Below are 16,714 nucleotides of genomic sequence, written 5' to 3' on the forward strand. Positions count from 1 at the left end.
CGCGGCGCAGGAGCGCGGCCCATGTGGGCGCGTAGCGCGGCCGCGGGCCTGGGCGGGTTGGCGACGATGGCCACCGTCATGCTCAACCTGATGTGGCTGCCCGGCCTGTCGCTGGCCGCGCGGGCGCTGATCCTGCTGCTGGCGTCGTTCCCGCTGTGGGTCGCGCTGGCGTACTTCTGCTACTCGGCCTCGAGCCTGCGCCGCGCGTGGCTGGGACTGGCCGCGCTGGCGCTGCCGTCGCTGCTGTTGAACGCGCTCGCCTATGTCCGCTAAGCCCGCCAAAGCCGCCAAGCCCGCGAACCCCGGTTCGCGCGGCGGCAGCGCCGGCCTGCTGGCTTCGCACAGCTGGCTGGGCCTGATCGCTTCGTGGGTGTTGTTCCTGGTGTTCCTCACCGGGGCCATGACCATGTTCAAGCGCGAGGTCGACCTGTGGGAGAAGGCGCCGGCCTACCTGGGCAGCCAGAACCGCGCGCTGGTCGGCCTCGACGGCGTGCTCGCGGCGACCCACGTCCCGAGCGAAGTCGCCGATCCGCACATCGAGGTGCTGCTGCCCGGGCGCATGAGCGCCTACTACCAGGTGTTCCTGTACGACGACGCCGGCGATTTCTACCGCGCCACCGCGTTCCATCCGGTCACCGGCGCGCAGCTGCCCGATCCGGAGGCCACCGGCCTGGGCGAGTTCTTCGAGGAGTTCCACAAGGAGCTGTACCTGCCCGGCGGCCATTACCTGGTCGGCGTGGCCTCGCTGCTGATGTTCCTCGGCCTGCTGACCGGGCTGGTGCTGCATTGGCCGAAACTGAGCCTGTCGGCGCTGTTTTCGCCGCGCTGGGGCAAGCCGCGCCTGCGCTGGCTCGACCTGCACAACAGCCTGGGCGTGCTGGCGTTGCCGTTCCATCTGCTGATGGCCTTCACCGGCACGGTGTTCAGCCTAACCCTGGTGTTGAACCTGTTGCTGGTGTTCGGCCGCCTGCACGGCGACGACCAGCCGCTGCGCGAGTTGCTGTTCGCGCCGCCGCTGCCGCTGGAAATCGCGCATGCGCCGACGCCGTCGCTGAGCGTCGATGCGCTGATCCGCGAAGCTTCGCAACGCCTGGACATGGAGCCGGTGCGGGTCTCGCTGCTGCACTACGGCGACCGCAACGCCTGGCTGACCGTGCACGGCCACGGCCACGGATCGCTGGCCCAGGTGGGGCAGGCCAGCTATCGCCTGGACAACGGCGAACCGCTGCGCCTGCTGCCGCCGCGCGGGATCAACGCCCTGGCCCACGGCAACGAAGTCCTGCACCGCCTGCACTACGGCGATTTCGGCGGCATCGGCCTGCGCCTGCTGTACTTCCTGCTGGCGATCGCGACGTGCGTGCTGATCGCCACCGGCAATCTGCTGTGGCTGGAAAAACGCCTGAGCCAGCGCGCCCGTCCGCGCGGCTTGCGCTGGGTCGCGGGCCTGAGCGTCGGCGCCTGCGGCGGCGGCATGCTGGCGCTGGCGACGGTGCTGCTGGCGGCGCGGACGCTGCCGGTGGCCGTGCCTGCGCGCATGGACTGGGTGATCGGCGCGTTCGCCTTGCCGCTGTTGGCCGCGTGCGCGCTGGGCGTGTACAGCGCGCGGCCGCGCCGCGACCTGACCCTCATGTTGAGCATCGCCGGCGCGCTGTTCTTGCTGCTGCCGCTGCTGGACTGGGCGATGTTCGGCTCCGCTTTGCTGGCCGCGCTCGCGGCCGGCGACTGGTCCGCGGTCACGGTCCAACTGCTGTGCCTGAGCCTGGCCGCCGCCTGCATCGGCACCGTGCGCTGGCTGCGGCGCGACCCGATCCGCGCCGCTACGCTGGTTCGCTCAACGCCGGCCGCGCCAGAGTCCGCGCGAACGTCTCGGCCAGGCTAGCCACATGCTCGCGCAGGAAGAAATGGCCGCCGCGCAGGCTCGACACGCGCGCGCCGGCGCGGCTGCAATCGCTCCAGCCGTGCAGCTTGTCGACCGCGATGTCGGGATCGCGGTCGCCGCCGATGGCGGTGATCGGCGCGCGCACCGCCGGCTCGCGAGGATCCCAGGCATAGGTCTCGCAGACTGCGAAATCCGCGCGCACGAACGGCAGCACGATCTGCATCAGGTCGCGGTCGCGCAGCACTTCCTGCGGCGTTCCGCCCATCGCCGCCAGCTTGGCGATCAGGCCGTCGTCGTCGAGCAGGTGATAGCGCTCGGCGTGGCGCGGATAGCGCGGCGGCAGCGCGCCGGTGACGAACAGATGACGCGGCCCGCGCCGCCCGCGGCGTTCGAGCGCGCGCGCGAGTTCATACGCCAGCAACGCGCCCATGCTATGACCCCATAGCGAGAAATCATCAGCGAGTTGCCGGTCGAGTTCGTCGAGCAACCAGTCCACCAGCGCAGGCAAACGACTGAACGGGGCATCGGCGATGCGATGTCCGCGCCCCGGCAATTCCGGCGCGACCACTTCGAGTTGGCCTTGCAATGCCGCCTGCCACGGCGCGAACGCATGCCAGCTGCCGCCGGCGTAAGGCAAGCAAATCAAACGCGGCAAAGATTGCGTGACGCGCATCAGCTGAACTCCATAAATTCAAATGACAATCATTTGCATTGATCCTATTCTATCGCCCGCTTTGGCATATGGATCGCTGACATGGTTGATTTTGCTCCGCTGGACGATTCGGCTCTGGCCGCCGCGACCGCAGACCTGAGCTCGCTGCGCGTGCGCGCGTTCGACCCTGCCCGCGGCGGATTCCCGCTGCTGGTGGAACCGGCCATCGCCGGCGCCGCGATCGGCGACAGCGCGCACGACATCGCGCAACTGAACTCGCGCCTGCTGTACCGCCACGCCGGCCTGCTGTTCCGCGGTTTCGGCGTGGCCGGGCTGGAATCGTTCGACGCCTTCGTGCGCGGCTTCGGCTTCGATCCGATCAGCTACGAATTCGGTTCCAGCCAGCGCTCCAAGCTGACCAAGGGCGTGTACACCTCGACCGAATTCCCCAAGAACCGCTCGATTCCGCTGCACAACGAACAGGCCTACACCACCGCCTGGCCGATGAAGATCTGGCTGCACTGCGTGGTCGCCAGCCCGGTCGGCGGCGAGACCCCGATCGCCGACAGCCGCCGCATCTACCAGCGCATGGAACCGGCGATCCGCGAGCGCTTCGAGCGCAAGCGCCTGCTGTACGTGCGCAACTACGGCACCGGCATGGACCTGTCGTGGCAGCAGACCTTCGGCACCGAGTCGCGCGAGGAGGTCGATGCGTTCTGCCGCGACAACGGCATCGCCACCCACTGGATCGGCGACAAGCAACTGCGCACCGAGCAACTCGTGCAGGGCACCGCCTGGCATCCGGTCAGCCGCGTCCCGCTGTGGTTCAACCAGGCCCACCTGTTCCATGCCTCCAGCCAGGGCGCGGACGTGATGGCGATGCTGCTCGACATCCTGGGCGATGCGCGCAACCTGCCGCGCCATGTGTTCTACGGCGACGGCAGCGAGCTGGAAGACAGCGTGCTCGAATCCATCCGCGGCGTGCTGGCCGAGGAAGCGGTCAAGTTCCCCTGGCAGCCGGGCGACATCGTGATGCTCGACAACATGCTCGCCGCGCACGGCCGCGAACCGTTCGACGGCGAGCGCAAGGTCGTGGTGTCGATGGCCGAACCGTTCTCGCTGCAGGAACTGGAACGGCGCGAACGCGAGCCGCTGGCGGGCTGACCGCGCCGCGAGGCCCTGGATCGGCCCGGCGATGCGTTCGCGGGCCGCGATGCACCGAAGGAAACACACGATGGCGTCCTCGATTCTCGCAAGCTATTGGCGCAAGGGCGGCACGCTCGAGCGCGGCCCCGACGGCTGGACGATACCGGCGCGCGACGAGGGAGCGCTCGAAGCCGCCGAGCGGCAGGCGCTGGACGAGCGCCGCGACGAGATCGACGCGATCCTTGCGGCGCAGCCGGATTACTTCGACTGGCGCCCGCTGCAGGCCAACCCGCGCGCATTGTGGTTCCTGCACCGGCTCGCGCCGCACAGCGCGGCCTACCATTGCACCGCCGTGCTCGGCATGGACGGCCGGATCGAGGACGCGCAGCTCGCCGCAGCGTTCGAGCGCCTGTGCGCCCGCCATCCGATGCTGCGCGCGCAGTTCGGCGAACGCGACGGCGAACCGTGCTATCGCATCCTCGACCGGCACCGCAACGAATGCCGCGCGCTCGCCGCCGCGGACGACTTGGCGCAGGCCAAACGCACGCTGTTGGCCGAGGCCGACCGGCCGTTCGCGCTGGAAGACGCCGCGGTCATGCGCCTGGCCAGCGTGCGCGCGGGCGCGCGCGCGATCGTCTCGCTGGTGCTGCATCACATCGTCGCCGATTTCTATTCCTGCGAAATCCTCGCGCGCGAACTGGTCGCGGAACTGGTCGCGGAACTGGGCGGCGACGAAGCCGGCGCCGCGGCCGCGTCCTACGAGCAATGGAGCCGCGAGAACGCCGAATACCTCGACAGCGACCGTGGCCGCGAGGCGGCGCAGTACTGGCAGGCGCTGCTGCGCGACGCCCCGGCCGGCCTGGACCTGCCGACCGATTTCGCCCGCCCGCCGCAGCGGCAGTGGAGCGGCGAGCGGATCGAGCGCGACCTGACACCGCACTTGAGCGCGCAGGTGCGCGCGACCGCGACCGCGCTCGGGGTCACGCCTTACATCGTGCTGCTGGCCGCTTACCAGCTGTGGCTGTGGCGGCTGGGCGGGCAGGCCGATTTCGTGATCGGTACGCCGACGCTCGGACGCCACGCAGCGCGGCATCGGCATCTGGTCGGCTACCTGGCCAATCCGGTGCCGGTGCGCGCGCGGATCGATCCGCAACAGCGCTTCGCCGATCTGGCCGCGGCGCTGAAGGCGCAGATGGACGCGTCGCTGCGCCGCCAGCGCTATCCGCTGACCCGCCTGCTCGACGAGCTGGCCTTGCCGCGGCGCTCCGACCGCGCGCCGCTGTTCCAACATTTCTTCACCTACTCGCAGGCGCGCCTGGGCTGGGGCGATGCGGTGGCGCTGGAAACGCTGCACATGGGCATGCGCGGCGCCGCCCACGAACTGATCCTGACCGTGTTCGAGAACGGCCCGGACCTGTGCTGCCAAGTCGGCTACAGCGATGCGCTGTACAGCGCGCAGACCGTGTCGGGCTGGCTCGACGGCTATGTCGAACTGCTCGCGCGGATCGTCGCCGACCCCGCGCTTACGCTCGACGCGCTGGACTGGGCCGAACACGGCCAGGCCGGCGAACGCGGCGAAACCATCGAGCCGGGCGCGCGCCATGCGATCGAACGGATCGAAGCCGCGCCGGCCGCATGCATCGCCCTGCACGAAGGCGAGCGCACGCTCGACTACGCCGCGCTGCGCGCCCGCGCGCGCGTACTGGCCTGCGGCCTGCAGGCGCGCGGCGGCGACGTCGTCGCGTTTTCGTTGCCGCGCGGCGAGGCCCAGATCGTCGCCATGCTGGCGGCGTGGTACGCCGGACAGGCGTGGCTCGCGCTGGACCCGCGCCTGCCCGACGAGCGCCTGGCCTACATGGTCGAAGACAGCGGCGCGCGCGTGGTCCTGGGCGATGGCCCGCGGCCGCCGTGGCTGCCCGCGGCGGCGGACTGGTGCGCCTCCGATGCGCTGGCCGGCGAGGGCTTGCGCGACCTCGCGCGCGAGCCGGACGACGTCGCCTATCTGATCTACACCTCCGGTTCGACCGGACAGCCCAAGGGCGTGGCGGTCAGCCACGCCAACCTGTGCGGCTACGTCGAAGGCGTGCTGGCGCGACTGCAGCAGGACCAGCCGTTGGCGCAGGATGCGGTGTTCTCGACCCTGGCCACGGCCTCGGCCGACCTCGGCCATACCGCCTTGTTCGGCGCCTTGCTCAGCGGTCGCGGGCTGCGCCTGATCGACGATGCGCTGGCGCGCGATCCGCACGCGCTGGCCGAACACCTGCAGCGCCACCGCGTCGATGTGCTGAAGATCGTGCCTTCGCACCTGCAGGCATTGCTCGCCGCCGAACAACCGCAGCGCTTGCTGCCGCAGCAGGCGTTGATGTTCGGCGGCGAAGCCTTGCCCTGGCCGCTGGTCGAGCAGGTACGCGCACTGGCGCCGCACTGCCGGGTGTTCAATCACTACGGCCCGACCGAGACCACGGTCGGCGCGACCTGCATCGACACCGCGCGGGCGCCGCGCGGCACCGCCTCGGTCGCGATCGGCGCGCCGCTGCCCAACTACCGCGCGTATGTGCTGGATGCGCAGGGCCGCGCGGTCGCACAAGGCGCGATCGGCGAGCTGTACATCGGCGGCGTCGGCGTGGCGCGCGGCTATTGGCGCCGCGAGGCGCTGAGCGCGGAACGCTTTCTGCCCGATCCGCTGGACCCCGCGCAACGCGTCTACCGCACCGGCGACCGCGTGCAGCGGTTGCCGGCCGGCGAGTTGGTGTTCCATGGCCGCGCCGACGATCAAGTCAAGATTCGCGGCTACCGGGTCGAGCCGGGCGAGGTAGAACAACGCCTGCGCGCCGTGCCCGGGGTCGACCAAGCGGTGGTGCTGGCCGCGCCCGACGCCAACGGCGCGAACGCGCTGGCGGCGTTCTACCGCGGCGACCACGCCGACCCGCTGGCGCCGCTGCGCGCGGCCTTGCCCGATTACATGGTGCCGGCGCGCTGCCTGCGGGTGGAGGCGGTGCCGGTGACCGCGAACGGCAAGGTCGACCGCGCCGCGTTGCTGGCACTGCTCGACGCCGCGCAGCCCGCCGCCGCAACCCAAGACGCGCCGCTGGAGCCGTTCGAAGCGCAGCTGGCGGCGCTGTGGCAGCCGCTGTTCCCGCAGGCCCCGATCGGGCCGCAGTCGTCGTTCTTCGGCCTCGGCGGCGATTCGATCCTGGCCCTGCGGCTGGTGGCGAGCGCGCGCAAGAACGGCATCGAACTGACCCCGGCGCTGCTGCTGGAAACCGCCAGCCTGCGCGAACTGGCGCAGCGGCTGCGGCCGCCGTCGCCGACCGAGCTGTCGCTGCGCCGCGCCTGCGCGCAGGCGCTGGGTCGCGACGGGCTCGACCGCGATGCCGACTTCTTCGAACTCGGCGGCGACTCGATCGCCGCGCTGAAGCTGGTCGCGCGCGCGCGCCAGGCCGGGCTGGCGCTGACCCCGGCCGAGTTGCTGGAACATCGGCCGCTGTCGGCGCTGGCCGCGCACCTGGACCGCGCCGCCGGCGCGACCGACGCGATCGCGACCGCGCAGGCCGAACCGGCGCCGGCCGCGGCGCTGGCGCCGTTCGGCTTGCTCGACCCCGCCGAAGGCGCGCGCCTGCGCGCCGCGCACGCCGACGCTATCGACGCCTATCCCTTGTCGCCGCTGCAGGAAGGGCTGCTGTTCGCGGCCCTGGCCGCGCCCGATTCCGGGCAATACCTCAACCAACAGGTGCTGAGCCTGACCGGTGCGCTGGATCGCCCGCGCCTGGCCGCAGCCTGGGCGGCGCTGCAGCAACGCCACGAAAGCCTGCGCGTGGGCTTCGACTGGGACCACGCCGGCCGGCCGGTGCAGTGGTTGCCGGTGCAGGCCGGCCCGAGCCTGCGCGAACACGATTGGTCCGGCCGCGACAGCGCCCAGGTCCAGGCCGAACTGTGGGCCTTGTGCGAACGCGAGCGCGACGGCGCGTTCGCGCTGGAACAGCCGGGGCTGCTGCGCCTGCACCTGGTCTGCGCCGGGCCGTCGCAGGCCTGGCTGGTGCTGACCGTGCACCACCTGGTGATCGACCGCTGGAGCGCGGCGGTGCTGCTGCAGGAACTGTTCGCGCTGTACGCCGGCGAGGCCTTGCCGCCGGCGCCGCGCTACCGCGACTACATCGGTTGGCTGCGCGCGCAGCCGGTGCACGGCGAGGAAGCGTTCTGGCGCGCGCAACTGGCCGACTACGAAGGCGGCGAAGAACTGCCGGCGCCGACCGCGCCTGGCGAGGGCCGCTACGTCACCGAAGCGCGGCTGCTGCGCGGCGAGATCGCCGCGTTGCGCGAATGCGCCGCGCGCCTGCAGGTGCCGCTGACCAGCGTGCTGCAAGCGGCCTGGGCGCTGCTGCTGAGCCGCTACACCAACAGCGCCGATGTCTGCTTCGGCCTGACCGTCAGCGGCCGCCCGCCGGCGCTGGCGCAGGCCGAACGCATGACCGGCTTGTTCATCAACACCCTGCCGATGCGGCTGCGGCTGGACGCGGGGCTGGTATTCGGCGAGCTGTGCCGCAAGGCGCGCGACCTCAGCTTCGCGGTGCAGGCGCACGACCGCCTGCCGCTGGCGCGCATCGCCGAGCTGGCCGGCGTCCCCAACGGCGCGGCGCTGCTGCACAGCCTGCTGGTGATCGAGAACATTCCGCTCGACACCGCCGCGCAACTGCCCGGCGGCCTGGGCTACGAGTTCGTGCACGCCGCCAGCGCGACCAACTTGCCGCTGCTGGTGCAGCTGACGCCGGAAGACGACAGCCTGCACCTGTTGCTGCAGAGCCAGCGCAGCCAGTTGCCGGACGATTTCGTCGAGCGCGTGCTCGCCGACTGGCTGCGCCTGCTGCGCGGCGTCGCCGGCCTGGCCGACACGCCGGTCGGCCAGATCGGCCTGCTCGCGCCCGCGGATTGGGCGGCGTGGCGCGCGCGCGGGCAGGGGCCGGCGCTGCCGTTCGTGCCCGAACGCATGCCCGATTCGCTGGCCGACTGCATCGAGCGCAGCGCGGCGCGGCACCCGGCCGAACCGGCCCTGGTCGGCGCCGGCCGCTGCCTGAGCTACGACGAACTCAACCGCCGCGCCAATCGCCTGGCCCACCATCTGCGCGCGCTCGGCCTGGCAGCGGGCGAGCGGGTGGCGCTGGTGGCCGACCGCAGCGTCGCGATCACCGTGGCGATGCTAGCCGTGCTCAAGGCCGGCGGCGCCTACGTGCCGATCGATCCGGAGCATCCGCACGAGCGCATCGCCTTCATCCTCGCCGATGCCGGCTGCCGCTTCGCGCTGGCGCGCGGCGCGGGACTGGCCTGCGTGAGCGACGGCGGCGCGCGCGTGCTCGATCTCGACAGCCAGGCCTTGCTCGGCGAACTCGCCGCGCAGCCCGAGCGCAACCCGGCGCGCAACCACGACGCGGCCTCGCCGGCGTACGTGATCTACACCTCCGGTTCCAGCGGCCAGCCCAAGGGCGTGCTGGTGCCGCACCGCGGCCCGCTGCGCCTGATGCAGGCGGTGCAGGCGATGCTGCCGGCCGGGCCCGGCGACCGCGTGCTGCAGTTCACCGGCCTGCACTTCGACATGTCGGTGTTGGAGTGGCTGTGCGCGTGGACCCAGGGCGCCTGCCTGCACTTGATCGAGCGCGATCTGACCCGCTCCGGCGACGGCCTGCTGGCGCTGCTGGCCGAGCAGGCGATCACCCACGTGGTGGCGCAGCCGGCGGTGTTCGCGCCGCTGCCGCCGCCGTCGTTGCCGGCGCTGCGCTACCTGCTGCTCGGCGGCGATGTGTGCCCGACCGAGCTGGCCGAGCGCTGGGGCCGCGGCCGCGTCCTGCTCAACGGCTACGGCCCGACCGAGGCCTCGGTGATCGTCACCGCCGACCGCTACGAACCCGGCCGCGCGATCGCGCTGGGCCATCCCTTGCCGCACGCGCAGTGCTACGTGCTGGACTGGTCGGGGCAGCCGTGCCCGCCCGAGTCGGTCGGCGAACTGCACCTGGCCGGCGATTACCTCGCCCACGGTTACCTGGGTTTGCCGGACAAGACCGCGGCCGCGTTCCGCACGCCCGAGCGCGGGCCGCTGGCCGGCGTGCGCCTGTACGCGACCGGCGACCGCGTGCGCCAGCGTCGCGACGGCCGCCTGGAGTTCCTCGGCCGGCGCGACCATCAGGTCAAGATCCGCGGCCTGCGCATCGAGCTGGGCGAAGTGGAAGCGGCGCTGCGCGCGCAGGCCGGCGTGGCCGAGGCGGTCGCGCTGGTGCACCGGCCGGGACAGGACAACGCCTGCCTGGTCGCGTTCGTGCAGGGCGAGGCCGACCCGGCGGCGCTGCGCGAGGCGCTGCGCCAGCGCCTGCCGGCGCACCTGTTGCCGGCGCACATCGAATGCCGGGCGACGCTGCCGCAAAGCGCCAGCCGCAAGGTCGACCGCCGCGCCCTGGCGGCGCTGGTCGAACACGTGCTGCGGCCGCAGGTCCGGCTGGCGCCGGCCAGCGACAGCGAGCGCCGACTGCTGGCGGTGTGGCAGCGCCTGTTCCAGCGCGAGGCCATCGGCGTCACCGAAGACTTCTTCGCCCTCGGCGGCCACTCGCTGCTGGCCACCCGGCTGGCCAGCGCGATCGCCCTGGAATTCGACCTGCGCCTGGACCTGCGCCGGCTGTTCGCCGCCACCACCATCCGCGACCAGGCTTTGCTGATCGACGCATTGCAGGCCGCCGCGCTCGCGTCCAGCGCTGGCGGCGAATCCGTCATCGAATCGGGATTCCTATGACCGCTCCTGAAGTTACCGCGCTCGAAGCCGCGACGCCCGACGGCGCCGCGCTCGAGATCCTCGAACGCGCGCGCAACGCGGGCATCGCCCTGCACGTCGAAGACGGCCGGCTGGCCTTTAAGGCGACGCGCGCGCCGCTGGACGCGCAGTTGCGCGCCGATATCGGCGCCCGCCGCGAGGCCTTGATCGCGCTGCTGAGCCAGGCGCAAGGCGCCGGCGCGGACTGGCGCGCGCAACCGATCGAGCGCGCGCCGGACGCGGCGCCCGCGCCGCTGTCGCTGGGCCAGGAGCGGCTGTGGTTCCTGGAACAATTCGAACCCGGCGGCCACGCCTACCACCTGGCGGCGCTGTTCGAACTGCGCGGCGACGTCGACGCCGCTGCGCTGGAGCGCGCGGTGCAACGCCTGCTCGCGCGCCACGACGCGCTCGACCGGTGCGTGCGCGACGGGCATACGGTCGCCGTCGGCGACGGCGCCGCGGCGGTGGAGGCGGCGGACATGCGCGGCCACGGCCAGGGCGAGATCGATGCGGCGGTCGAAGGCTTCCGCCTGCGCCCGTTCGAGCTGCAACGGCAACGTCCGCTGCGCATGCAGTTGCTGCGCCTGGACGGGCAGGGCGATGACGGATCGGCCCGGCATTGGCTGCAGGTCGTGGTCCACCATATCGCCTGCGACGGCGTGTCGCTGGGGCTGCTGACCGCGGACCTCGGCCGCGCCTATCGCGCCGAATGCGGCCTGGCCGCGGACCCGGCGCCGCCGCTGCCGTGCCGGTACGGCGACTACGCGCGCTGGCAGCGCGACACCCTCGACCGGCTCGACGGCGCCCTGCGCCATCACGTCGACGCCCTGGCCGGCGCGCCGCATCTGCACTCGCTGCCGCTGGATCGCGAGCGCCCGGCCGCGCTCGGCCAGGCCGGCGCCAAGCTGCGCCTGGCATTCCCGCCCGGGCTTGCCGAGCGCGTGAGCGCCTATGCCCAGGCCTCGCGCGCCACCGCCTTCCACGTGCTGCAGGCCGGCTTCGCCGCGCTGTTGGCGCGTTGCGGCGGCGGCGACGATCTGTTGATGGGCACCCCGGTCGCCGGCCGGGTGCGGCCGGAACTGGAGTCGCTGGTCGGCCTGTTCGTCAACACCGTGGTGCTGCGCACGCAGCTGCACAACGATCCCGACTTCGCCACCCTGGTGGCGCGCTGCCGCGACCACCAACTGGCCGCGCTGGAGCACCAGGCGCTGCCGCTGGAACGCGTGATCGAGGCGTTGCAGGTCGAACGCAGCAACCGCCACGCGCCGTTGTTCCAGCTGATGTTCGCGCTGCGCCACGACGCCGACCTGGCCCTGGACCTGCACGGCGTGCAGGCGCGCGCGCTGGCGCTGCCCGAGGATGTCGCCAAGCACGAGCTGACCCTGGAAGTGCTGGTCGGCGCAAACGGCATGAGCGCGGTGTGGGAGTACAACACCGCGCTGTGGGATGCGGGCACGGTGGCGCGCTGGGCCGAGCGCTACTTCCTCGCCCTGGCCGCGATGCTGGAGCAGCCGCACGCGCCGGCGCTGTCGTGGCCGTGGCCGGCCGCCGAACTCGCGCTCGACGATCGCCGCGAAGCGGCGCCGCAAGCCGCCGCCAGCGTGATCGAGGCGATCGCGCGCGCCGCGCAGGAGTTCCCCGAACACAGCGCGTTGGAGACGGCGCAAGGCCGGCTGAGCTATCGCGAACTGATCGCAGCGGCCGACGCCCGTGCCGCCGCGCTGCGCCGGCGCCTGGGCGCGCAGGCGCGCAGCGTGGCGCTGTGCCTGCCGCGCGGGCCGGATTGGTATTGCGCATTGCTCGGCGCCTGGCGCGCCGGCCTGAGCGTGGTCCCGCTGGATCCGCAGTGGCCGCAGGCGCGCCTGCGCGAGGTCGTCGCCGCCAGCGCTTGCGATGCGGTGTTGACCGATGCGCAGGGGCAGGCGTGGTTCGCGCCGGAATCGGTGCTCGCGGTCGACTCGCTGGAATCGGACGCGCACGCTGGACACGGCGATGCCCCGGTGCCCGCGCCGAACCCGCTGGCCTATGTGCTGTACACCTCCGGTTCCACCGGCGCGCCCAAGGGCGTGGAAGTCGGCCATGCCGCCCTGGCCGCGCACATCGCCGGCGCGGCCGACGCGCTGGCCATGGCGGCGCACGACCGCGTGCTGCACGTCGCCGGCTTGGCGGTGGACACCACCCTCGAACAACCGCTCGCGGCCTGGAGCCGCGGCGCCTGCGTGGTCGCCCAGCCCGACGAACTACTGGAGCCGCCGCGTTTCCTCGCGTGCCTGGCAGAGCGCGCCATCACCGTCGCCGACCTGGCGCCGGCGTATGCCAACGAACTGTTGTTGGCCACCGCCGCGGACGATTGGCGCGCGCTGCCGCTGCGCTGCCTCGTGGTCGGCGGCGATGTGCTGCCGGTGTCGCTGGCGCGGCGCTGGTTCGAACTCGGCCTGGATCAGGGCCATACCCTGATCAACGCCTACGGCCCGACCGAGGCCACTATCTCCAGCCACTACCACCGCGTGCAGGCCGAGGACACCACCCGGCCGGTGCCGCTAGGCCGGTTGCTGCCTGGACGCATCGCCGCGGTGCTCGACGCGCACGGACGCGTGGTGCCGCGCGGAGCCTGCGGCGAACTCGCGCTCGGCGGCATCGGGCTGGCCGAGGGCTACCGCGGCGACGCCGCCGCCAGCCGGGCGCGGTTCGCGCCATTGCGCCTGCCCTCGGGCGCATCGCTGCGCATGTACCGCACCGGCGACCGCGTGCGCCTGCTCGATAACGGCGAGCTGCAATTCCTCGGCCGCGCCGATTTCCAGGTCAAGTTGCGCGGTTACCGGATCGAGCTGGAAGAGATCGAACACTGCCTGGGGCAATTGCCGCAGGTGCGCGCCGCCGCTGCCGGCGTAGTCGGCGAAGGCGCCGCGCAACGGCTGGTCGCCTGGGTGCAGCGCCACGATGAGGCCGTTGCGGACCCGGCCGATTCCAGCCAGGGCGACGCCGAACGCTGGCATCGCGCGCTCAGCGAGCGCCTGCCCGCGCACATGGTGCCGGCCCAGTTCGTGGTGCTGGAACGTTTGCCGCGCAACGCTTCGGGCAAGGTCGACCGCCGCGCGTTGCCGGCGCCGCCGGCGCCCGCGCCGGCCGACCGGACGCCGCCGCGCACGCCGCAGGAACGCGCGCTGTGCGCGGTGTGGGCCGAAGTGCTGCAGTGCGAGGTCGGCATCCACGACAGCTTCTTCCGCCTCGGCGGCGATTCGATCCGCAGCCTGCAAGTGGTCGCGCGCCTGCGCGAACGCGGCTATGCGGTCACGCCCAAGCTGATGTATCAGTTCCAGAGCGCGGCCGAACTGGCACCGCATCTGGCGCCGCTGCAGGCCGCGCCGGCCGAGACCGCGCCGCTGGTGGGCGAGGTCGACCTGAGCCCGATCCAGCGCTGGTTCTTCGACAGCGCGCCGGCCCAGCCGGACCGCTATCACCAGTACGTGGCGCTGCAGCTGAAGCAGCCGCTCGATGCCGCGCAGCTGGCTCACGTCTGGGACAAGTTGTGGCAGCGCCACGATCTGCTGCGGGCGCGCTTCGACCGCTTCGACGGGCAGTGGCGCCAGCGCGTCGACGCGCCCGGTCCCGCGCCGGCGATCCAGGCGCAGGACTGGCGCGGCGCGACCGACCTGGACGCGCGCATCGATGCCGAGTTCGCGCGCATGCAGAAGGCGACGCCGTTGGCCGGCCCGCTGGCCGCGCTGACCTACGCGCGTTGCGACGAGGGCGAACGCCTGCTGGTCTGCGCCCATCACCTGATCGTGGACGCGGTGTCGTGGCGCCTGCTGCTGGGCGAGCTGTTCGACGGCCTGGCCGCGCTAGGGCGCGGGCAGGCGTGGACGCCATCGGCGCGCAACGCGTCGTACGCCGATTACGTCGAGGCCCTGGACGAGGCCGATGCAGCGCAGACCTTCGACGCGCAGTTCTGGCACGCCGTCGCCGCGCAGTCGGTGCAGGCGTTGCCGCAGGACCGCGCGATCGCCCTGGCCGATACGCGCCAGCGCAACGTCGGCCGCATCGTCCAGACGTTGGATGCCGGCGTCACCGCGGACCTGCTCGAACGCGCGGGCGCGGCCTATCGTTGCCAGACCGACGAACTGTTGCTGATCGCGCTGGCGCGGGCGCTGGCCGCGCGCACCGGCCTGAGCCGCTTGTGGCTGGATCGCGAACGGCATGGCCGCGACGTGCTCGACGGCCGCGATTGGTCGTCGGTACTGGGCTGGTACACCGCCGTGCATCCCTTGCCGCTGGACCTCGCCGGCAGCGACGGGCCGGCGCAGATCGCCGCGCTCAAGGAGCAGGTCCGCGCGCTGGCGCGGCATGGCCTGGAATACATGCCGCTGGCGGCGGCCGCGCGGATACCGACGCTGCCGGCCGGGCAACTGTTGTTCAACTACCACGGCGTGGTCGACGGCGGCGCGCAACCGGCGTTCGAGGTCGAAGCGCGCGCGCTGGCCTCCGGCAACGGCGCGGACAATCCGCCCGGCGCGTTGGTCGAGATCAATGCGCGGGTGCAGGGCGGCCGGCTCGGCCTAGTCTGGAACTATGCCGGCGAAGCCTACGACGCGGCCACGATCGAACAATGGGCGCAGGCCTTCGCCGCCGAACTGGCGGCGCTGGTGGCGCATTGCCTGGCGCCCGGCAGCGGCCTGCTGACCGCCAGCGACCTGCCGCAGGCGCGGCTGGACGCCGGCGAGTTCGCGTCGCTGGCCGCGCGCGAGGACGCGCGTTCGATCGAGCGCGCGTTCGCGTTGACGCCGCTGCAGCGCGGCGTACTGCTGGAAAGCTTGCGCGGCGAGGGCACCGACCCGTATTTCCAGCAGACCGTGGCCGAGCTGGAAGGCGAACTCGACGCGGCCGCGCTGGCGCGCAGCTGGTCCGAGACCGCGCGCCGGCAACCGATGCTGCGCACGGCGATCGTGTGGGAAGGCCTGTCCGTGCCGCACCAGATCGTGCTGGCGTCCGCGACGGCGCCGTGGCAGGAGCTGGATTGGTCGCGGCTCGACGCGGCCGCCCAGGACGCCGAACTGCAACGCTGGCTGGCCGACGATGCGGCGCGCGGCGTCGATTTCGCCCACGCGCCGCTGGCGCGCATGAGCCTGATCGCGCGCGGCGGCGGCCGCTACTGGCTGGTCTGGAGCATCCACCATCTCATCGTTGATGGCTGGAGCACGCCGCTGCTGGTCGGCGAAATGCTGCAGCGCTACACCGCGGACGTGCGCGGCATCGCCCTACGGCTGCCGCCGGCGCCCGGTTTCGAGACCTATCTGGTCTGGCGCGAACGGCAGGACCTGGCGCGCCAGCGCGATGGGTGGCGCGAGCGCCTGCACGGCTACGCCGGCGCCGCCGCGCTGCCCGCCGCGGCCGCCGCCGCGCCCGCACAGGCACGCCGCGAAGAATGCGAGCGACTGCTGAGCGCGCACGACAGCGAACGCCTGCGCGCGTTCTGCCGCGAGCGCGGTTGCACCCTCAGCGACGTCATCGCGATGACCTGGGGACTGGCCAACGCGCGTTACGGCAACAGCGACGACGTGGTGCTGGGCGTGACCCGCTCGGGCCGGCCGCCGGATCTGGCCGGGGTCGAGTCGATGGTCGGTGTGTTCATCAACACCTTGCCGCTGCGCCTGCGCGTCGATGCCGGCCGGCCGGCGCTCGAACTGCTTTCGGCGCTGCGCGAGCAATCGCTGGAGATCGCCGAGAACGAAGCCGTCGGCCTGGGCGAGATCCTCGCCGACAGCGGGCTGGACGCGGACCGGCTGTTCGCCAGCCTGCTGGTGGTCGAAAACTTCCCGGCGATGGCGCCGGCGCAGCTGCCGTTCGCGCTGCGCGTGCGCGAGACCCGGGCGGCCAATCACTACGCACTGACCTTGCGCGTGTCCGAACGCGAAAACGTGCGCCTGGAAGCCTTGCTCGACGCCGCGCGGGTCGACCGCGATGCGGTCGCCGCGATGCTCGACCTGTCCGTGTCCAGCCTGCTGCGCTTGCTGCAGCGACCGGACTGCAGCGTTGCCGAGCTATTGGGCGACGCCGTTGCGTTGCCGGCGGCGCTGCCTGTGCGGGCAACGTCTGAGAGCGCGCAGTCGCTGCTGTGGCAGGCGCCGGCACAGGCGGTCGCGGTAGAAGAGGGCGATGCGAGCTGGACCTACGCGCAGTTGCGCGCGGCGGCCGGGCGGATCGCCGCGGCGCTCGATGCGGCGGGAACGTCGCCGGGCGCGCACGTGGC

The 16,714-nt window shown here is 72.4% G+C and carries 6 protein-coding genes; 5 read left to right on the forward strand and 1 reads right to left on the reverse strand.

Going from position 1 to position 16,714, the window contains the following annotated elements; translation table 11 throughout:
- Positions 1-21: 21 nt before the first annotated feature.
- Both BLV01_RS24580 and BLV01_RS24585 read left to right on the forward strand, forming a co-directional pair.
- Positions 22-273: a hypothetical protein gene (locus tag BLV01_RS24580; protein WP_139179185.1), complete on the forward strand. Its 252-nt coding sequence runs from the start codon at positions 22-24 to the stop codon at positions 271-273.
- Positions 263-1,879: a PepSY-associated TM helix domain-containing protein gene (locus tag BLV01_RS24585; RefSeq protein ID WP_091806551.1), complete on the forward strand. Its 1,617-nt coding sequence runs from the start codon at positions 263-265 to the stop codon at positions 1,877-1,879. The genes BLV01_RS24580 and BLV01_RS24585 overlap by 11 nt, the downstream gene beginning before the upstream one ends.
- Here BLV01_RS24585 and BLV01_RS24590 read toward each other — a convergent pair.
- The gene (locus tag BLV01_RS24590; protein WP_091806554.1) at positions 1,818-2,552 is read right to left on the reverse strand and encodes a thioesterase II family protein; all 735 of its coding nucleotides are present in this window, start codon (positions 2,550-2,552) and stop codon (positions 1,818-1,820) included. The two genes, BLV01_RS24585 and BLV01_RS24590, sit on opposite strands and share 62 nt — an antisense overlap.
- Positions 2,553-2,633: 81 nt before the next feature.
- Between BLV01_RS24590 and BLV01_RS24595 the strand changes: the two genes are divergently transcribed.
- The 3 genes from BLV01_RS24595 to BLV01_RS24605 form a co-directional block, all read left to right on the forward strand.
- On the forward strand, positions 2,634-3,695 hold the full coding sequence (locus BLV01_RS24595; RefSeq protein WP_091806557.1) for a TauD/TfdA family dioxygenase: 1,062 nt from the start codon (positions 2,634-2,636) through the stop codon (positions 3,693-3,695).
- Between the two features lie 70 nt (positions 3,696-3,765).
- Positions 3,766-10,449 carry a non-ribosomal peptide synthetase gene (locus tag BLV01_RS24600; RefSeq protein ID WP_175486248.1) on the forward strand — a complete coding sequence of 2,228 codons (6,684 nt, stop codon included), beginning with the start codon at positions 3,766-3,768 and terminating at the stop codon, positions 10,447-10,449.
- On the forward strand, positions 10,446-16,714 hold a 6,269-nt coding region (locus tag BLV01_RS24605; protein ID WP_139179188.1), incomplete at its 3' end, for a non-ribosomal peptide synthetase. The genes BLV01_RS24600 and BLV01_RS24605, both read left to right, overlap by 4 nt.

The organism is Lysobacter sp. yr284 (assembly GCF_900107375.1).
In the GTDB taxonomy this organism is placed as follows: Bacteria; Pseudomonadota; Gammaproteobacteria; order Xanthomonadales; family Xanthomonadaceae; genus Lysobacter.